This window comes from Chryseobacterium pennipullorum, assembly GCF_003384725.1.
GTDB lineage: Bacteria > Bacteroidota > Bacteroidia > Flavobacteriales > Weeksellaceae > Chryseobacterium > Chryseobacterium pennipullorum.
In genome coordinates this window covers 147,921-167,693 of record NZ_QNVV01000006.1, presented here as the reverse complement: position 1 = coordinate 167,693, position 19,773 = coordinate 147,921, and the positions used below count along the sequence as shown (strand labels likewise).

The 19,773-nt window shown below is 37.5% G+C and carries 15 protein-coding genes and 1 tRNA gene; 15 read left to right on the top strand and 1 reads right to left on the bottom strand.

Annotation, left to right across the window (positions count from 1 at the left end; translation table 11 throughout):
- Positions 1-58 precede the first annotated feature (58 nt).
- The 12 genes from DRF67_RS09180 (at position 59) to DRF67_RS09125 (ending at position 16,948) form a co-directional block, all read left to right on the top strand.
- On the top strand, positions 59-367 hold the full coding sequence (locus tag DRF67_RS09180; RefSeq protein WP_115927998.1) for a helix-turn-helix domain-containing protein: 309 nt from the start codon (positions 59-61) through the stop codon (positions 365-367).
- A 217-nt stretch (positions 368-584) separates the two neighbouring features.
- The gene (locus tag DRF67_RS09175; RefSeq protein WP_115927997.1) at positions 585-2,003 is read left to right on the top strand and encodes an amino acid permease; all 1,419 of its coding nucleotides are present in this window, start codon (positions 585-587) and stop codon (positions 2,001-2,003) included.
- 412 nt (positions 2,004-2,415) lie between these two features.
- A complete protein-coding gene (locus DRF67_RS09170) occupies positions 2,416-3,030 on the top strand; it encodes a hypothetical protein (RefSeq protein ID WP_115927996.1) in 615 nt (204 codons plus the stop codon).
- A 4-nt stretch (positions 3,031-3,034) separates the two neighbouring features.
- Complete coding sequence (locus DRF67_RS09165) at positions 3,035-4,138, top strand: agmatine deiminase family protein (RefSeq protein WP_115927995.1); 1,104 nt, start codon at positions 3,035-3,037, stop codon at positions 4,136-4,138.
- Positions 4,139-4,341: 203 nt separating this feature from the next.
- Positions 4,342-4,974, top strand: a complete 633-nt coding sequence (locus tag DRF67_RS09160) for an HdeD family acid-resistance protein (protein ID WP_115927994.1) — start codon at positions 4,342-4,344, stop codon at positions 4,972-4,974.
- 347 nt (positions 4,975-5,321) lie between these two features.
- Positions 5,322-5,717, top strand: coding sequence for a hypothetical protein (locus tag DRF67_RS09155; protein WP_115927993.1), 396 nt, complete (start codon positions 5,322-5,324; stop codon positions 5,715-5,717).
- 433 nt (positions 5,718-6,150) lie between these two features.
- A complete protein-coding gene (locus DRF67_RS09150; protein ID WP_115927992.1) occupies positions 6,151-6,597 on the top strand; it encodes a hypothetical protein in 447 nt (148 codons plus the stop codon).
- A gap of 437 nt (positions 6,598-7,034) precedes the next feature.
- On the top strand, positions 7,035-8,096 hold the full coding sequence (locus tag DRF67_RS09145; RefSeq protein WP_115927991.1) for a hypothetical protein: 1,062 nt from the start codon (positions 7,035-7,037) through the stop codon (positions 8,094-8,096).
- 5 nt (positions 8,097-8,101) lie between these two features.
- Positions 8,102-8,935: a hypothetical protein gene (locus tag DRF67_RS09140; protein ID WP_115927990.1), complete on the top strand. Its 834-nt coding sequence runs from the start codon at positions 8,102-8,104 to the stop codon at positions 8,933-8,935.
- A 5-nt stretch (positions 8,936-8,940) separates the two neighbouring features.
- On the top strand, positions 8,941-9,429 hold the full coding sequence (locus DRF67_RS09135) for a hypothetical protein (RefSeq protein ID WP_115927989.1): 489 nt from the start codon (positions 8,941-8,943) through the stop codon (positions 9,427-9,429).
- Positions 9,430-9,542: 113 nt separating this feature from the next.
- A complete protein-coding gene (locus tag DRF67_RS09130; RefSeq protein ID WP_115927988.1) occupies positions 9,543-16,394 on the top strand; it encodes an RHS repeat-associated core domain-containing protein in 6,852 nt (2,283 codons plus the stop codon).
- Positions 16,394-16,948, top strand: coding sequence for a hypothetical protein (locus DRF67_RS09125; RefSeq protein ID WP_115927987.1), 555 nt, complete (start codon positions 16,394-16,396; stop codon positions 16,946-16,948). The genes DRF67_RS09130 and DRF67_RS09125 overlap by 1 nt, the downstream gene beginning before the upstream one ends.
- Positions 16,949-17,297: 349 nt before the next feature.
- On the opposite strand, the gene DRF67_RS09120 is transcribed toward DRF67_RS09125, so the two are convergent.
- A tRNA-Gln gene (locus tag DRF67_RS09120) sits at positions 17,298-17,368 on the bottom strand.
- Positions 17,369-17,468: 100 nt separating this feature from the next.
- On the opposite strand from DRF67_RS09120, the gene DRF67_RS09115 reads away from it, so the two are divergent.
- Genes DRF67_RS09115 through DRF67_RS09105 form a run of 3 tightly spaced genes read left to right on the top strand, consistent with a single transcriptional unit; the run spans position 17,469 to position 19,605 of the window.
- Entirely contained in the window at positions 17,469-18,494 is a 1,026-nt protein-coding gene (locus DRF67_RS09115) for an AMP-binding protein (protein ID WP_115927986.1), read from the top strand.
- Positions 18,495-18,525: 31 nt separating this feature from the next.
- Positions 18,526-18,918 carry an alternative ribosome rescue aminoacyl-tRNA hydrolase ArfB gene (gene arfB / locus DRF67_RS09110; RefSeq protein ID WP_115927985.1) on the top strand — a complete coding sequence of 131 codons (393 nt, stop codon included), beginning with the start codon at positions 18,526-18,528 and terminating at the stop codon, positions 18,916-18,918.
- Between the two features lie 45 nt (positions 18,919-18,963).
- Positions 18,964-19,605, top strand: a complete 642-nt coding sequence (locus tag DRF67_RS09105) for a hypothetical protein (protein ID WP_123912719.1) — start codon at positions 18,964-18,966, stop codon at positions 19,603-19,605.
- Positions 19,606-19,773: the final 168 nt, after the last annotated feature.

Here is a 19,773-nt window from a genome sequence, read left to right as displayed (position 1 = left end):
TGTTGAAGGCTAATAGATAATCTTCTAAAGTATACCGAAAACTACTAAAACAAAAACGATGAAAGTGTGTGGACAAAATATCAGAAAAATACGCAGGAGCAAAGACCTTACCCAGGAGTATATGGCTTTTGAAATGGGAATTTCTCAGAAGGCCTATTCCGATATCGAGAATTCAAAAGTGAAGATTAATCTGGATATCCTGACTAAAATATCTGATATTTTAGACATCAGACCTTCCGATATTTGCAGTATATCACACAAATGCGGAACTGCTGATGACTATGAAGATAAATATCAGGGGCTTCTGGAGTACATGAAAAAGAATAATATTTCAATTCCGAAAGAATACCTGGAGGACACGAAATAAATAGACAATAATTTCAGGAAGTTATTGTAAATAAAAAGCCAGCCTTAACAAGCCGTTAAGGCTGGCTTTTTATAGTTGTTTTCCGGTAACCCTCACCATAGAAAGGGCTCATCTTTATTTTTCCAGGTTTTGCTTTGCTTGATTTGTCAATTTACCCCATGGACTGTGAATTTCTCTGAAAAGTTTTTATATATTTAGCAACCGAATAATTCATTCAATGAGCGACGAAAATAAAACTGGACAAAACGAGACTTTAGTTAGAGGATTAACAAATCGACACATACAATTAATTGCCCTTGGAGGTGCCATAGGAACAGGGTTATTCCTGGGAATAGGGCCTGCGGCCGTCTTAGCCGGACCATCTGTTATCCTGGGGTATGCCCTGGCAGGTATCATCGCATTTTTCATTATGCGTCAACTTGGTGAAATGGTAGTTCAGGAACCCGTATCCGGTAGTTTCAGCTACTTTGCCTATAAATATTGGGGAAATTTTCCGGGCTTTGCTTCGGGATGGAACTATTGGATTCTCTATATCCTGGTAAGTATGGCAGAACTTACAGCCATAGGACATTATATTCACTTCTGGTGGCCGGAAATTCCACTCTGGGTGTCCAGTCTTTTCTTTTTTATCGTGATTAATGCCCTTAATCTTGCCTCTGTGAAAGTGTATGGAGAAACGGAGTTTTGGTTTTCCATCATTAAGGTTGTAGCGATTATCGCAATGATCATTTTCGGAGTCTATCTGTTAATAAGTGGAACGGGAGGTGAAAAAGCAACCATTACCAATTTATGGAATGACGGGGGATTCTTTCCTAAAGGACTGTTCAATAAAACAGAAGACGGGTATTCCGGATTATTTGCGGCTATGGCTATGATCATGTTCTCTTTCGGAGGTCTGGAGCTGATCGGGATTACTGCTGCTGAAGCAAAAAATCCTGAGAAAACAATTCCACAGGCGACCAATCAGGTGATCTACAGGATTTTAATTTTCTATGTAGGAGCTTTGGTGATCTTATTCTCATTAAGTCCATGGAGAGACATTACAGAAGGATCAAGTCCATTTGTGATGGTGTTTCAGAATCTGAACGGATTGGAATTCAGTCTTTTCGGTAAAGTGATTCAATTCAATACATTGATTGCCAATGTGCTTAATATAATTGTGCTGACTGCCGCCTTATCGGTATACAACAGCAGTGTGTACAGTAACAGCCGTATGCTTTTTGGGTTGGCGCAACAGGGAAATGCTCCTAAATTTTTGAAGAAGCTTAATAAAAATTCCGTTCCCATTAATGCCATTCTTATTTCATCATGTTTTGCGGGAATCTGCATCATCATCAATAAACTGGTCCCTGAGAAAGCCTTTGAATACCTGATGGCTCTTGTGGTTTCTACCTTGATCATTAACTGGCTGATGATATGCTATACCCATTTAAAATTTAAAAAAGCAATCAACACATCAGGAATTCAATCAAAATTCCCGTCGATCTTTTATCCTATATCCAATTATATCTGTATCGTCTTTTTACTCCTTATCCTGGGGCTGATGAGTATTACGGGAATGGAAATTCAGGTTATTTTGATTCCGGTTTGGATCGCTTTCTTATTTGTGATGTATAAGCTATATAAGCCAAAATAAGCTGCTAGAGCGGGCTGAAGACATATTAAAAAAAGATGAAAATGGAATGATTTTCATCTTTTTTATTTGTTGTGAGATGAGTAAAGAAGATGTTGTAAATTAGATCAAAATCATTTTGCTTGCTTGCTGGTTGAACTGTTTTTAGGTTAAAGCTTTGTGGTATGTATAATAGTATTACTTTCCAGAAAATGTATAGAAAGTAATATTACAGATTTAAATGGGGGTTAAAGTAAAGATGACGTTCCGGTCTGCTGTGGATTCTTAGAACAAAAAGTAACCCTATTTATATTTGTTTTCCACTATGGTAAGAATGTCCTTTTAGGACAAGTTTTGTTTTTTCTGAACATCTAATTTTGCATCAGTAAATCATGTTTAGCAGATTTGCCTTATAATATCGAAAAAACATAACACAATGAAAAAATATGTATTTCTTTTAAGCGTATTGGTTTCGTTTGCCGGGAAATCTCAGATTTCTGTTCAGGCTTACGGCGGAAATAAAGAAGCCGAGATCCTTGGAATTTACAGTAAAGATTTTAACACCCAATGGAATTACTTTGCCTCAGGAACTCTTTCTTATGACTACGATACTCGGAAGCTGGCTCCTGAACTTTATCAAAATCTTAATTATGGAATTGGAAGAAACCTGGGGATTTCTGCAGGAGTTCACCTGTCGGATAAAGATGTGATGCCATCGGTAGGACTTGCCTATGCAAAGGAAAGTGATGTATTTTCGATCAGCCTCTTCCCAGCTTTTACCTATTCTACAGACGGTAAAGAATTTGGGCTTGGATTGTATACATTATTGGAATATACCCCAAAGATCAATGAGCGCCTTAATTTTTACAGCATGCTCATTGTAGAATCCGATTTCAGTTTTAAAGAGCATCAATCCAGCAGTCAGATTATCCGTCTGGGTGTTGAAAACAGGAAAAAAATGCAGTTTGGGATAGGAAGTAATATTGCTCAGACAGGGGGCGGTTTTGAAACTGAAATTAATTTCGGATTATTTATAGGAAAAAAATTTTAATGATATGAATAAATTATTGACACTTGCTTTTATATTGAGCTTTACAGGTATTATGGCACAAACTTATCATTTTCCGGAGGAATCTTCAAAACATGAAGGAACATGGCTTCAGTGGCCGCATCATTACCAGCACGGTACAACATACCGTCAGAGAGTGGAACAAACATGGATTGATATGACAAAAGCCCTGCAGGCAGGGGAGAAAGTTCACATTATTGCTTATGACACGACTGAGAAGGATAGGATTATCCGTACTTTGGAACAAAATAAAGTGCCGCTAAAAAACGTTGATTTCAGAATTTATCCTACCGATGATGTATGGATCAGAGATAACGGACCCATTTTCGTAAAAGATGCTAAAGGAAATATTCTTATTGAAGATTGGGGGTTCAATGGATGGGGAGAAAAGTTTGACTTTGAAAACTGCGATAAGATTCCTCAGCAGATCGGTAAAGATCTGGGCGTACAGGTTATTAACCTGAATGAGGAAATGGTGAATGAGGGGGGCTCAGTAGAAACGGACGGTAATGGTGTTTTAATGGCTTGTAAAAGTTCGGTAATCAGCCAGCAGAAAGGAGCAACGAGAAATAAGGGAATTACGCAGGAAGAAGCTGAAGAGATGTTTGAAACCTACTATGGAGTTTCAAAAGTCATCTGGCTGGATGGGGTTACCGGATTGGATGTTACGGATATGCATATTGATGGTTTTATGAAATTCGTTAATCACAATACCATGATTACTATGAATGAGGAAGATCTTCTTGAGCTTGGCCTTTCAGACAAAGATGTTAATACGCTTTACACTGCATCAAACGCCAATGGAAAAGAATATAAAAAAGTCTATCTTCCGGCAACTAAAAATAAAGTGAAAACCGCTTATGGTAAGCAGTTGGAAGATAAAGGATCCTATGTTAATTATTATGTAGCCAATAACGTAGTTCTCGTTCCCAATTATGGAGATCCCAATGACAGCGTTGCCAACAAAATTATTCAGGATCATTACCCCGGAAGAAAGGTGGTAGGAATTGATGTACGGAATCTTTATGAAAACGGAGGGATGGTGCATTGTGTTACACAGCAGCAACCTGCCGGAAATTTGTTGAAATAAGATTGACAAACAAAATGATTAAACTTTAAAAGGGATGAATTAACTTCAGATTAATTCATCCCTTTCTCCTTTGGTTGAGTAAATTTTTGTACCTTGGTAAAAGGCGATATTTCAATTTAGGGTGAAAATTATTTGTTTGGAATTCCCGCGGACGAGCTGAACACCGTTATAAAAAGTAGGCATGACTAAAAACACACACACTTATGGCAAATTTATTTCAAACGTTTACCAACACCGTAAAGCACTGGTACATTCCGTTGATCTTTGGAATTATTTTTTTACTCTGTGGATTCTATGTATTCAATGTTCCGTTGGCAACCTATGTAACCCTTTCAATCTTTTTTAGTGTATCATTCCTGTTCTCAGGGATTACTGAGATATTTTTTTCACTACAGAATAGTAAATCCCTGCAAGGCTGGGGTTGGTTTCTGGTGAGTGGATTGCTAACTACAGCAATAGGAGTATATCTTATTTCCAACCCTCAGATTTCAATGGCTGTACTTCCTTTTGTGATAGGATTTACTTTGTTGTTCCGCTCTTTCCAGTTGTTGGGATTTGCCTTTGATTTGAAAAGTATGAAAATAATGAGCTGGGGAAATGTTGCCCTGGCCAGTGTAGGCGGAATAATATTTTCTTTGCTGCTGATATTTAATCCTGTTTTTACCGGTCTTTCACTGGTCACCCTTACGGGAGTTTCGTTTATCTTCATGGGTATAGCTTCCATTATGCTGGCCCTGGATTTAAGAAAAGTTAAAAAGATTCCGGGGAAAGTAAGCCAGGAATTAAGAGATAGGATCAAATCAATTCAGGACGAGATTGATGATCTGAAAAAATAATTGAACATAATGTCCAGAGATAAGCTGCTTCGAACAGAAGCAGTTTTTTTTGTTATTTCGACACTTTTGTAATTAAATGTAATCCACCTCAGTTTTTGAGGCGGATTTATATTTCCACGAAGGGAATGTACTTTAGAGCAGATTTTGTTTTTAAGCATCCAAATGTTATGAAGGTAAATAATTACTATCAAAGAAATCCTGTTGATGGATTTTATTTTGGGTGAACAATCCTCTTATTGGAAGCCCTGTTAGTGGTAAGTTTCAATGGCCTGTCATTAATAATTTAAATTTAACTGGACATTATTATAAACCAGGAGAACTAATTAATCATATAAATATAACAAGATATGCAATCCAACAACCTTAAAACAAGAATGGTAGCAAGTAATTTTGTATTTCTATTTCTATTTCTAATTTTAAGTTGTAGTAAAAGAGATGATTCTAAGAATCAAATTACTATAAAAATAACCTCTATTGATAGTAAGACTAAACAACATAGAATTAATAAGCATGATACTATAGTTATTAGAAAAGAAGGAGTAGGATACTTAATGAAGACCTTCAATAAAGTTGGAGAATATATTACGGATTCTACAGGTTCAGCTACAATCAAAATTGATTCCACTAAAATATATGATATTTCTGTGTTAGGTACTGATGTATTAGGTGGAGATCTATATTATCCAGGACATTTAAAAGAGGGTCAGGAAGTAAATATTGAAGTTATGCCCTTGGAGAACTAATGAATTACAAATAAAATAGAAACTTCCTGCCATTCGTGGATTGCCCCTAAAAAGTGTCTAACTTTTTGGGTGTTGTCCAATAGCAGGAGTTATTTTTTTTACCGCGTAACAATATTTTAATTTTGAAGGCACTATATTGTTGACAAATTTGTTATTTCGACACTTTTGTAATTAAATGTAACACACCTCAGTTTTTGAGGTGGAATCCTATTTCCGTTAAATATTAATTTTACTATGATCTTGATTTGTTAAAAGTTAGATAGCATCTCCTATGTAATACTGTAGTTTATTTCTTTATTAGGCGGGAAGTTTCAACTGATATATTTAAGTATTTTCGACATTTCGTTGTGTTAATGCATATTAAATCATATTTCCAATCGATGATGAAGATGAAGCGTTAAAATTTGTATCTTTTTTTAAAATTAATCTCCATATGAATAGAACCTTAATATTGATCAGCATCACTTTCGCCACTGCTGGATTTTCACAGGCTACAAAAGTAAAGAAAGATCAGAAGCTGGTTCATCAATACGAATCGGGACAGCCTCAGGATTTTTCGGTTCCTGCACCTCCGGTTAATCCTTTTCCTGCTCAGTTTCCGGAAGGAAATAAAACATTTGTAAAAAAGGTCGAGCAGAACCTTAACAAAGAAGCTCTTGCCTCTCTGTCCAAAAATCTGAATACAGAAATTATTATAAAAGTCAACGGTGAAGGGGATGTGATCAACATTTCAACCTACGGTAAGAATGAAACCCTCAATACAGAAGTGAAAATGGCTGCTATCAAATCAACAGAGAACATTAAATGGACAGCCGGGAAGAATAAACGGGGTGAAAAAGTAGTGGACATTGTAAGAATTCCGTTTCACTATAAAAAGTAAACACATGGACTTCTGGTCACTTCACTATGATCTAAAAAAGGCTGTTTATCTCGAAGCAGCCTTTTCCTATGATAAACCGTCACCATACAAAACACTTATCCACTTTTTAAACATCTTCAATTTATACGACATGTTTTGTCGCTGTATCAAAATACTTTTGTGAAAAAGATTGCCATTGATAACCACAGAAGATATTAAAATTGATAATAAATCAGATGATCGAATTTTGTTTGTTAAAAAATGTTAAATTGCACCCTGAAAACTAAGTTGAAAACTATGAGAATTATATTTCTATTCATTCCCCTGAAATTATAGCGGACTGCCGATACTATGCGGCAAAAGACAAATCCTTTTTCTTTAGATTAAGGTATGAATCGTTTGTGGGTTAAAACCGTCAAACATCCAAAAAAGTACAAAAACTTATCAAATAAAAAAACATGAAAACAAAATTATTAGCATTAGCTGTTTTGGCGTCATCGCTTGTCCCTGCGCAGCTATACACTCCAGCTGGTACAGTACAAACTTCTTCTAATAGCTTTATTGGTATTGGAACAAATAATCCGGAAAGTATTCTGGATATTAATGCAAATAGCAGCATTCCAATCATTAGAGGAAACGGAGGGTATATTCCAACCGGATTAAGATTCGTAGACGACTCATATACACAACCTGGTCAGGTGAAAGAATGGAGTATATGGAAAGGAAATTCCTTTAATAAAGGATTGTCATTCATGCGATATGATGCTGTAAATCGATGTGCCGGAGGTATTTGTGATATTCCGTTGTTCTTGTCAGATAATGGAAACATAGGAATCAATACGAGTTCGCCTCAGGAGAAGCTTTCTATACATGGGAAACATATTGGTTCTACAATCTTAGTGCATGCTGATAATGGTGGTAACGCACCAGGTGATTTAATGTTGTGGGCTTCCGAGCCGGGAATGACTTATTCGGGAGTAGGTTTAGGAAATAACATCATTAATTATACAAATGGATTAAGTATGGAGAGAATCAATTCATCGAAAGGGGGTTCGTACATTAGATTGCTGGATAATGAAATTAATTTTAATCTGGTTTCCAGTACAGGAGTTAAGCAACAAACTTTAGTTTTACACAGCAATGGTAATGCTTCACTGCAAGGTAAATTTGAATCTAAAGAAATAAAAGTAACTCAGACACCAACTGCCGATTTTGTTTTTGATGAAGCGTACAACCTTCCAAAATTAGAAGATGTTGAAAAACACATCAAAGAAAAAAAGCATCTGCCGGAAATTGCTTCAGCTAAAGTAATGGAGAAAGAAGGGGTAAACGTAGGCGAATTCCAGATAAAACTGTTGCAGAAAATCGAAGAACTTACCCTCTATTCAATCGAACAGAATAAACAGCTTAAATCCCAATCCGGACAGATTAAGCAATTACAGCAAGAAAATAAGAGCCTTAAGTCACAGGCAGATGAAATTGCAGCACTCAAAAAACAAGTACAAAAACTTATCAAATAAAAAACATGAAAACAAAATTATTAGCATTAGCTGTATTGGCTTCAGCATGGGCTTCGGGACAACAGACATTTTCTGAAGTGACCATTGAAAGTTATTCACCTACTTTATTTTTAAAAAGGAACACCGATGTGGGCGGTTTTGTCAGAGGTATCCAGACAAAAGCTGTTAACGGAGAAAACGGATGGTTTTTTGGAGATGTGCATGGTACACAGTGGGTTGTTTCAAAAGGAGACCATCAGAACCGTAAATTGGTGGTTACAGAAGGTGGTGATGTTGGGATAGGAACGGTTTCTCCTGGTGCAAAGCTTGACGTGAACGGCAATGTGAAATTTCTGGATTTAATAAGTGCAGGAAGCAATTCATGGATCTTTCATACTCCGGATGATACCAGAAAAAGCCTTCACATCGCGCCGAGAACCCCTGCCGACAATGATTGGGATTGGGGGAAATCATTCATCATTAATGGGGAGAATGGAAATGCTTTGCTAAACGGAAAATTTGAAGCTAAAGAAGTAAAAGTAACCGCAATCCCCACTGCCGATTTTGTATTCGATGAAAATTACAACCTTCCCACATTAGAAGATGTTGAAAAACACATCAAAGAAAAAAAGCATCTGCCGGAAATTGCTTCAGCAAAAGTAATGGAGAAAGAAGGGGTAAACGTAGGCGAATTCCAGATAAAGTTGTTGCAGAAAATCGAAGAACTTACTCTCTATTCTATTGAGCAGAATAAAAATATCAAACAGCTTCAGGAAGAAAACAGAATGCTGAAATCACAGGCTGACGAGATTAAAGAACTAAAAAAACAACTACGGAAATTGGTAACACTTAAAAATTAAAACCCATGAAAACAAAACTATTTTCCATGCTGTCGCTACTGATAGCGGCACTGGGATTTTCACAAACCCAGGTTTACTTCAAGTATGATGAGGCTGGAAACCAGAGATACCGGGGCCCTGATGCTGCAGGTAAGAAAGCGCCTGAAGAAATCGTAAAAAAAGAAGAAAAGGTAGAAGAACCTGCGAAAGCAGCCGCCCTTACAAAACAGGAATCAGCGATCGACGAAAAAGCTTTCTGGAAGCAGATCAGATTGTATCCGGTTCCGGTGAATGATTATCTGACCATAGACTGGACGGAAGAAGTGGACGGACTTATAGAATCCGTTTCTCTCTATCAGCACAGTACAGTTCACTGGAAGTTTCAGCAACAGAATATTCCCGGGCTCAACCGTCAGATTAAAATTAATATGACCGGTTATGACTGGGGAATCTATATTCTGCGCTTTACGTTGAAAGACGGCAGAGTATTTAGCAGAAATGTGACCAAGAGATAAAATTAAGACGGGAATGTAAAGGTTGAGGAGGTGTCGAAAAAGTGATCACCTGCCAAATTTTAATTCCGACTCTCCATTATCTTTTAACAATATTATTATAAAACTAGACAGATATGAAATTATTTTCAACAATATTAGTCTCCCTGAGTTCGGTAATGGGCTTTTCACAGACCATACTTTACCAGCCGGAGACAACCTCCCGGACAGTTCAGGATCCACAATCGGTGGTCCTGGCTCAGGGATTTTATGCGCAGGGGACTGTTTCCAATCCTTTTGTGGCAAAACTCGGACCTGCGAGTGAAAATCCAGGTGGAGGGCCCACAGACTCAAATGCCGGAGCAACCAATCCCATCGGAACCTCAGGAAGAGAAGGAGTAAATTTTCATGACACCAAAGGAGATATTGACGTATCAGCCGGAGGTCAATTGCAATTTACCCTACCTATTGCTTTGCCTCCGGGGGTGAAGACTGTAGCGCCTCAAATTAATCTGGTGTACGCCAGCGGATCCGGTAACGGAATAGCCGGATACGGCTGGAGTATTTCAGGAATTACAGCGATTTCAAGAATAGGAAAAACCATTGAAAAAGATGGAGATGTAAAAGGAATACAATTGGATTATTCTGATGTCTATAGCTTTAATGGACAAAGACTGATCCTGAAATCAGGGCAATATGGAAAAGACGGAGCCGAATACGTTACTGAAAAGTATTCTAATGCCAGGTTCAGGTCAGTAGGCAACAGTTTGAATATCGCCGGTCCCGACTATTGGGAAGTGACGTATGAAGATGGTTCCCAGGCATGGTATAACCGAACGTTTACCAATCGTCAGGGAGACACAAGACCTGCTTTGGAATATAATATTACCAAGTGGAAAGATGTCCATGGCAATTATATTACATATGGGTATAGCTCGCTGAGTGGATTTGTAGGACCTCTGGACGGACGAAAATCGCTTCTTACTTCAATATCCTGGGGTGGGAATGAGACCCTGAATAAGCCGCATTTCAATGAAATTCTGTTACAATATAAGGACAGAGTATTTAAAGAAATCAACTACCTGCAGGGAGAAGAATTCCAGCAGGATAAAATATTAGATGATATTACTGTAAATACGAATGGGAAATTGTTTAAAAGATATGCTGTAGAATATGTCGATAACAGTACAAGTTATCAGTTTGCAAAAAAGATAACGGAATATAATTCAGGAAACCTACCTGCCAATCCGGTGACTTTTACCTATGAACAAAACAATACGACAGAACATATTCCTTATCAGTCATTCAGTTCCACAAGCGGAACAAAAAAATATGCTGATTTTAACCTGGATGGAGAAACAGATTATATTGAGTTTGTCTCTAATGGAGTACTCAAGTACAAAAGCTCACTATATAAAGATGTTCCCGAGCTTACCTTGAGCTACGATGCTTCTAAATTTTCTTCGGGAGATTTTAATAAAGCCACTCCCATTACTTTTAAAAAAGACAATTACATTAAAAACAATATCGGTTTGGTAGTACCCGTGGTAAAAGCCGCCTCCCAGCCAGATATGTCGGATATCGAACTTCAGATTTTTTCGGTAGATATAGCCACCCAAAAGCTGGTATTTGAATACTCGAAAACCCTTCAATATGACCAGTACTTTGTAGGTGATGATACCTATAAAATTGATGGGTGGTTCTGTAATTACAACTTTTTTACAGTTTCTGCCAATGCCTATGACCGCAATGGTGATGGTGTTTCAGAATTAATACTTAATGTAAGCAGAACATTAACGTGTACAGATCCGGGAATTTTTCAACCTGTAGATCCTACAGATCCGGGTTCCGGAACAGGATTGCCACAGCAGCCTACCAATCCTAATGATTATACTACTACAACCCGTTTTTATACGACGATACTGTATGACCTGGATCAGCAGGTAGCTCCCGATGCAAGTTACTATGCTATCGATCAGGAAACAACGATGTATAATAATAACAGTATCAAACCTACCAGGCTTTTCGCTGACTTAAATGGGGATGGACTACAGGATATCATTGAGCTCAAAACCTCAACAGGGGAAATTCTGAGTGTATATAATATTGTAAAATATTCAGGAACCTACAGCAGATCACCGGTTGGTAATTTTGCTGGCCAGTCCCTGACAAATATGCACGGAAACAGTTTTATTGCAGATTTTAATGGTGACAGCAAAGCTGATATCATGATTCCTGTAAGTAATAATACCAACCAATGGAGGCTATTTATATCCAATGGGAAAAGCTTCACGTCTTCAACGATTGCTTTGGCTCCTTTCAAAACCAATGCAACAGTTTACTTCCAGGATAAACATAAAGGATTCCTAGGAAACAGTTGTGATCGTGTGAAGCTTAGCTATTTCAACTATGATGTTAATGATATTGACGGAGACGGAAAATCTGAGCTTATCGTAACAGAAGTTCAGTATGAAGAACATGAGTGGGACGCTCACAATGACCAGGAAAATACATTGTCACAGGTTTCTGTCTATTCGCTTAATAAGATCGATAACTATAGTATGGCCCAGGGTACAGATACCAGCGGAAAATATACTTTCTATAAGACAAGAGTATGGACAAACAGTTATCCACAGAAGGCAATTGCCTTTAGCCAGATTACCATGAGCAATACCCACCAACAATTAATACTTGTAGGAAAACTGGTTAATTGTTCCGGTTGTACAGAAAGCTTTGCCCAGTATTATAACCATCCTTCTCTCACCACGATTTCAAGAATCAATTCCATTGAACAGGGGGGTGTCAAGCTTAATGTTGTTTACAAAGAGCTAAATCCCGATGTTAATGCTAATTTTTATTTGCCGGTAAAAAAAGAAGAATACCCGTATTATGAATCAGCTAAATTACCAAAATCCTTTGCGGTTGCACAGTTCTATAAAACCCTGCCACAGGGACAGGTAGTCTATCAGGATTTCCGCTACAGGGGATTTTTGAATCATAATACAGGACGGGGATTCATTGGATACAGACAAAATGCCCGTTCTTCCTGGTATGCCCAAGGATTAGAGAATGCTAAAATCTGGTCGGGAACAGAGATTGATCCTTTGATGGAAGGAATTCCTGTTAAAGAATGGACGATCAGAACGAATGACGAAAATAATGTATTCCCGACTGATATATCAGAGAATAACAGTCAGTTATTAAGCTTTAAAAATACAGTATATCAATCTGATAAATTGTTGAATGGTCAGGTGGTAACCGGAGCAGTATCGGAAGCTGACAAACCTAAAATCGTTCAGGCGATCTTTCCGAAAAATACGAAGAGTAAAGATTTCCTAAGCGGCACCACTACAGCAAGTTCTGTTATTTATGGAGAGTATTATCTTCCGAAACAGAGCGTGACGACCATTAATAATGGATATGCTTTAACGACTTCTGATTTCGAATACTTTCACAATGCGGGAGCAAATGGTACAGACTATTTTATTGGCCGTCCTAAATCCCGAACAGATATCATGCAGGTCTATGGAGATGTAAAATCGACCAAAAAAGACTATGGATATGAAAATAGGCTCTTGAAAACATTAAAAACATGGAACAGAGATAATACAGGATATCTGCAGGAAGCTTATCATTATGACGGATTTGGAAATATTACCCAAAAAATAGTAAGCAACAGTATAGATGCTAAAACCCAGACTGCAGTCAATGAGTATGATCCAAAAGGAAGATTTGCAGTTAAACATACAGATAATTTAGGACTCGTTACCTCTACTGAATATAACGATTGGGGACAAATTGTCAAGAAAACAGATCCTTTAGGAAATATTACCGTAAACGGATATGACCTGTGGGGTAAACTATCTACGTCAAAAACCAATCTGGAAGGAACAACCACCTACCAATACGATAAAGATAACGACTCTAATGTTAAGGTTTTCCGATACGATCCTGATGGCAATGTTTCTATAGAATATACCAACAGAATCGGTCAGAACTATAAAACATCAACAAAAGCATTCGGACAAGGGAAATATGTTTCTGAAGAAACCCAGTTTGATGCGTTGGGAAGAAAAATTGCAACCAGCGAACCTTATTTTGAGGGGCAGGCTGCTTCACAATGGAATACATTAGTGTATGATGACAGTGTTTTCCCTGCAAAAGTAACAGCAACTTCATTTGTAGGAAAGCAAGTAGAAACTTCGGTTTCAGGTTTAACGACTACTGTAAGGGAAGTGAATGGTAATGCCAGAACGACTTCAAATACCAAAGATGCATTAGGGAATATTATTTCTTCCACTGATAAAGGGGGAACTATTAATTTTTCCTATAATGCCGCAGGGGAACAAATCCAGGCACAATATGCCGGGAATGTTGTGACTAGCAAGTATGATGTTTGGGGCAGAAAGACAGAATTCAATGACCCGTCCAATGGCGTTTATAAGTATGAATACAACAGTTTTGGACAGACCGCAAAAGTGATCAGTCCTAAAGGTACAAAGGAATATTCCTACAACAACTTTGGACAGCTTGTCGCTCAGAAGGAGTTGTCAACCTTAGATGGTGGACAGGCTACCGATAAATTAATTTCATTCGGTTACGACAATAAAGGGAGGCTTACCTCTAAAAACGGAACTTCAAAAGGAAAAGCATATACTTCTAATATCGTATATGACCCGCAGGGAAGGATGCTTTCAACCTCAGAAAGCAGCAATGGTAAATACTTTATTCAGAAGGGAATTACGTATGACGACAAACAGAGAGTCATATCTTATGAAAAACAATTGTACTCTTCAGGAGTACTTACCAAAGTAACCATTGAAAATGTATATAGCGCATGGAATGGAGAGCTTTCTCAGATAAAAGATAAAAATTCCGGAAAAATTCTTTGGGAGCTTAGCGAAACCAATGCTAAGGGACGGGTGCTTAGAGCAAAACTCGGTGCCGTAGATGTGATTAGTGACTATAACCTTTCCAATGGCTATTTAGCAGAAATAAAACATGGATCGGCAGTGAAGCCTAATCTATTAAATATCAAATATCAGTTTGATGCGATTAAAAACAGATTGAATGGAAGAGTTACAGCAGGAGATTTCAATATTACGGAGTCCTTTGCCTATGATGATAATGACAGATTGATCAAATGGACTAATCCTGTTACCAATCAGTCGCACACCAATGTATATGATGTAAGAGGCAGGATTACAGAGAACAACCAGATAGGAAAGATTAAATTTGAAAATTCAGCCAAATTATATCAGCCTACGGGAATGTCTCTTAATGCAGAGGGAGTTCAGAACTATAAAAATGATTTGATTCAGACTATCGTATACAATGAAAATAATGACCCTGTATTTATTGATGGCGAAGTGGGAGATGTTGCATTTCAGTATGGGTTAACTGCCATGAGGCAGATGGTTACCTATGGTGGAAATTTCAATGCAGATCAGGAGGGTAGGTTTACTAAGTTCTACAGTGAGGATGGTAGTTTTGAAGTGTTGAAGAATACAGCAACAGGTCAGGAAAAACATACTATTTTTATCGAAGGAAGCCCTTATGACAGTAATATTGTCTTTATGAAGAATTATACAGAGAATGAAGGCTCTTATAAATTTTTACACAAAGACTATTTAGGAAGCATATTGGCAATTAGTGATGAAGCGGGTAATAAATTGGAACAGAGACATTTTGATGCCTGGGGCAACTTTACCCATCTGCAGGTAGGAAGCGGATCTGTGATTACCGATGCCAAAATGATTAAGAAAATGGTAAGCACTGGTGCCGTGTTGTTAGAAAGAGGCTATACCTCACATGAACACTTCATGGAAGTTGGGCTGATCCATATGAATGGAAGATTGTATGATCCCCTGTTAAGAAGATTTTTAAATGCAGATGAAAATATTCAGGATCCTTATAATACCCAGAATTATAATAAATACGGTTATGTAATGAATAATCCGCTGATGATGAATGATCCAAACGGAGAGTTTTTCCAGTTTTTAGGACTCGGTATTTTATTTTGGAAAGCAGTGATCATTGGCGCGTATATTGGATTCACATCCTATATTTTAACGGCTGCAATTACCAATCAGGGAGTTTCTTTAGCAGGAGGTTTAAAAGCCATATTTTTTGGGGCCGCTTCAGGAGCCGTCACATTTGGTATTGGAAGTATATTCAGCAGTACGGCAGGGGCCGCTACCCAATTTGCAAAGAGTCTCGGCGATGCTGCTGTAGTGGCCAAAGCTGTAGTACATGGAGCCGCTCAGGGTGCATTATCTTTAATGCAGAACGGAGGATTTAAGCAGTCATTCTTTTCGGGAGCATTAGGAAGCCTTGGAGCATCTGCTTTTGGAGCAGTGGCTGGAAAATTTGCAAACAGTACCATAGGAAATGTAGCTTTTGGTGCTGTAGCAGGTGGTGTAGCATCAGAGCTTACAGGAGGCAATTTCTGGAAAGGAGCTGTCATAGGAGGTATGGTGGCAGGGTTAAATGATATGATGCATAGGATGCAGACGAAATCTATTGCAGAACAGGAGCTGAACGATGTAGACGTAAAAGATGTTAATAAGGAGGCACCTAATACTAAAGAAAGTCTGGATACCGTTTTAAAAACGAAAACTCTTGCAAAAATGCGTAAAGACGCAAAAAATGCATCTATTACTTATGGTAAGACGTCCAAAAGCAATAGATTGGGCGAAACAGATGAATCTACCGGGGCAATAACCCTTAATAAAACAAAGGTATTTACATTCTTTAAATTGTATCAGACCATAGGCCATGAATTGATCCATTCAATAGATTTTACTGATGGTACGGCTAAGTCGATATATAAAAATTACCTGGAAATTTATAAAGGAGATAAAGTTCCCGCAAAAATGTATTATGATGACGCCCTGGAATTCAGAGCTTATGAGTGGGAGGTCAATTTTGCACCTTCAGAATTGTCAACACAATGGTATAATTACTTTAAAGAAAAAAATAATTGGTAATGGAAAAGATAATTGGAATGCTGTTTTTAATCTTGGGAATTTTTTTTAATGCTCAGGTAAAAATTGATTTAAAATATACCAAGGGAGCTACAATCAAGGTCAATATTCTTTCCAAAGAGAATTTACAGCTGAGTACAAGTCTTAATTCAACTACTTTGTTCATGTTGGGGGAAATATCAGAATATCCCATGTATGATAACAGTAATTTATATCTTTTTTTGTTTGACGAGAATGGAAAGCCCGTTCCCCAAAGAAGTGCTTCCATTTTACCGCATCCTGACAAAGATCCTTCCTATTATAAGAAGGAATTGAAGGAGGCTGAAAAAAAGCGAAAGGCTAAATACACTATTACAGCGAATAAGCCGGAATCTCTCAATTTCGATTTTTTGATCTACAAAAATGAAAAAGAGGTTTTTAAAGCATATCCCTGCAAAATGTTCGACTGCTCTTATTATTACTATACCTTGCAAAAAGGAAAAAAATATAAGATGCAGGTTCAGCTTCAGGGAACCGCTGAGGTGTACAAATCCAATACTGTGGAATTTACTTACTGATTTTATCCCCCGAAATTTTCGGGGGATATTTTTTTTAACTGATCCTGAATAATAAAGGATCAGGCGCAAATTGGAGGGCAAGCAAAAAGTTGAGTTAATATGAATAGAAAGATAATATTGGGTTGTATACCAATCACTGTTTGACTCTGTAGAAATAACATTCATCGGCTGAAGGGAGATGATCTTCTATTTTAATATATAAGTGAAAAAATCAACCACAGATGTTTAAGTATATTTTTCACGGATCAAGTACAAAAATAGTTTTTCCACAACTTTTGGCATCGATCCGTAACCTTACCAATAGGCTATAGATAAAAAACAAAAACCACCCTTTAAAAAGAGTGGTTTGTAGACTCACAGGGATTCGAACCCCAGATGACTGAACCAAAATCAGTAGTGTTACCGCTACACCATGAGTCTGTGTTTGTTTTAGTGGTGCAAATTTACAGCTTTTTTCTTTACTTACAAGAACTTTTTAAATTTTTTTTTAAATTTACTGTACATTTTATTTACAGAAAACATGCTGATAGACTTCAATAATCTCAATATTAATCAATTATCTTTCAATACGGAATTTGAAAAAAAGGTGGGATCTTTTTTACAGGAATGGATCTCAGAGAGCGAAACGGTAAAAGTTCAGACTTCAGGTTCTACGGGAGCGCCTAAAATTTTTGATATTGAAAAAAAGAAAATGATCAATTCTGCAGTCATGACCTGCAACTTTTTGGGATTGAAGGAAGGCGATACCGCACTGCTCTGCCTGCCGGTAGAATATATTTCAGGAAAAATGATGGTCGTACGGTCTGTACAAAGGAAACTAAAACTGATCGTGGCAGAGCCCTCCTTACAACCTGTTGAAAATTTAGAAGAAGAAATAGATTTCTGTGCGATGACTCCTCTTCAGGTGGAACATTCATTGGATAAGCTACATCTGATTAAAAATCTGATCATTGGTGGCGCGGCGGTTTCAGAAAGCCTTAAAAATGAGATCCATCAGATAAATCCTGGTGCTTCCAATCGTATCTTTGAAACCTATGGAATGTCAGAAACCCTTTCTCATATTGCTTTAAGACAGATCATGCCTGTGGCAAAAGAATATTTTACCGCTTTTGAAAATGTATCCGTTTCCTTAGACGAAAGAGGTTGTATGAAGATCTTTGCTCCCGCCGTAAATGCTGAGGTCTTGCAGACTAATGATTTAGTTGAAATTAAGAAGGGTAATCAGTTCAGATTTCTTGGTAGAATAGATAATGTAATTAATTCAGGTGGAGCAAAGATTTTTCCCGAATTACTTGAGGCTCTGGTGAAAAAAGAGATACCTAATGAATCCGTTTTTATAGGTTTACAGGATGAAAGTCTGGGCCAGAAATTGGTACTTGTGATAGAAGGAGAGCCGTCTGAAGTTCTGAAAGACAGTATTTCAAAAATACCATTTGAGAAAAACTTTCACCGACCTAAAGAGATCTTGTTTATCAGCGGGATTCCGAGGACGCCTAACGGAAAAGTAAACCGAATAGAGCTCTGTAAGATCATCAGTGAAAATTAAAAGTCGCAGCACTCACTCAAATTCGATTATAATGAAAGACTTTTCAAAAGAACTCAGTTTCAAAACTTCCCGCAGCAGTGGAGCAGGAGGACAAAACGTCAACAAAGTAGAGACGGCTGTCACTGTACTCTGGAAGGTGGATGCTTCTGGCTTCTTCACTGACGATGAAAAGATACTCATCCAAAGCAAGCTTAAAAACAGGATCAATGCAGAAGGCTTTTTATTCATGTCGGTCTCAGAAAGCAGAACCCAGCTGATGAATAAAAATAAAGCCATTGAAAAGATTACAGAATTGGTAAATAAAGCACTTATTGTACCCAAAAAGAGAACAGCAACAAAACCTTCAAAAGCCCAAAAGCAAAAAAGACTAGACAATAAGAAGAAACTTTCCGATAAAAAAGAAAACAGAAAATTTAAATTCTAGCAGGATCTTCTGGAGAAAATCTTATTTTTGTCGAAATTTCAAAAAATGATGAAAAAACTAATGCTATTGGGAGCTATTTCGTGTTCCTTATTTTCTTTTGCTCAAAAATTTTCTTTTATTCCATCCGTAGGATATGGTTGGCGGGTGGCAGAAACACCTTCCGGGCTTTCCAGGGAAGAAAAAAATTATATCAAAGGCTTAAAAAGCGGACTTCATTTTGATATCGCTGCTTATTACAACATCAGAAATATTGGAATAGGACTAAAATTTTCCAATTATACTGCATCGAGTAATGGAATGTTATCAGCACGTGATCCCCAGGGATATACCGTATCCTTTCCGATAAGTACTACCGATAATATTACATTTATCGGACCTTCCTTTATGTATTCCAATTATAATGAGCCGACAAAACATAAGATATTTCTGGATGCGGCATTGGGAGTTATTTCTTATACTACAAAAACAGGGAGTGTAAAGGGAACAGGTTCTAATTTGGGATTGGATGCCGGTTTTGGATACCAATATGCCCTTTCAGACAACATTTTTATCGGACCAAAATTAAGTATAACAGGCGGAACATTAAACAAAATGAAATTTAACGGAACAACCGTTGACTTTGGGGACGATCAAAAAGAAGGTCTAACCAGAGTTTCGCTAAGCGGAGTTGTGACATTCCGTTTTTAAGTTGTATATTTGATAGAATTCAAAAATAAAAATATTCATGACAGCAACAATTCTTTTATCTGCAGTGTGGCGGAGAGCAGGATTGCTGCTGTCATTACTTTATCTCCATACAGACTCATTTCTGAAAAGTTCTAAGGACTTTATCAATTAAGCCCTGTCAGGATCCAA

Bases quoted from the DNA above. Each gene is read 5' to 3' on its own strand.
- DRF67_RS09145 (WP_115927991.1), top strand. From the start codon at position 7,035: ATGAAAACAAAATTATTAGCATTAGCTGTTTTGGCGTCATCGCTTGTC.
- DRF67_RS09135 (WP_115927989.1), top strand. From the start codon at position 8,941: ATGAAAACAAAACTATTTTCCATGCTGTCGCTACTGATAGCGGCACTG.
- arfB (WP_115927985.1), top strand. From the start codon at position 18,526: ATGAAAGACTTTTCAAAAGAACTCAGTTTCAAAACTTCCCGCAGCAGT.
- DRF67_RS09150 (WP_115927992.1), top strand. From the start codon at position 6,151: ATGAATAGAACCTTAATATTGATCAGCATCACTTTCGCCACTGCTGGA.
- DRF67_RS09175 (WP_115927997.1), top strand. From the start codon at position 585: ATGAGCGACGAAAATAAAACTGGACAAAACGAGACTTTAGTTAGAGGA.
- DRF67_RS09140 (WP_115927990.1), top strand. From the start codon at position 8,102: ATGAAAACAAAATTATTAGCATTAGCTGTATTGGCTTCAGCATGGGCT.
- DRF67_RS09115 (WP_115927986.1), top strand. From the start codon at position 17,469: ATGCTGATAGACTTCAATAATCTCAATATTAATCAATTATCTTTCAAT.
- DRF67_RS09125 (WP_115927987.1), top strand. From the start codon at position 16,394: ATGGAAAAGATAATTGGAATGCTGTTTTTAATCTTGGGAATTTTTTTT.
- DRF67_RS09105 (WP_123912719.1), top strand. From the start codon at position 18,964: ATGATGAAAAAACTAATGCTATTGGGAGCTATTTCGTGTTCCTTATTT.
- DRF67_RS09160 (WP_115927994.1), top strand. From the start codon at position 4,342: ATGGCAAATTTATTTCAAACGTTTACCAACACCGTAAAGCACTGGTAC.
- DRF67_RS09165 (WP_115927995.1), top strand. From the start codon at position 3,035: ATGAATAAATTATTGACACTTGCTTTTATATTGAGCTTTACAGGTATT.
- DRF67_RS09155 (WP_115927993.1), top strand. From the start codon at position 5,322: ATGCAATCCAACAACCTTAAAACAAGAATGGTAGCAAGTAATTTTGTA.
- DRF67_RS09170 (WP_115927996.1), top strand. From the start codon at position 2,416: ATGAAAAAATATGTATTTCTTTTAAGCGTATTGGTTTCGTTTGCCGGG.
- DRF67_RS09180 (WP_115927998.1), top strand. From the start codon at position 59: ATGAAAGTGTGTGGACAAAATATCAGAAAAATACGCAGGAGCAAAGAC.
- DRF67_RS09130 (WP_115927988.1), top strand. From the start codon at position 9,543: ATGAAATTATTTTCAACAATATTAGTCTCCCTGAGTTCGGTAATGGGC.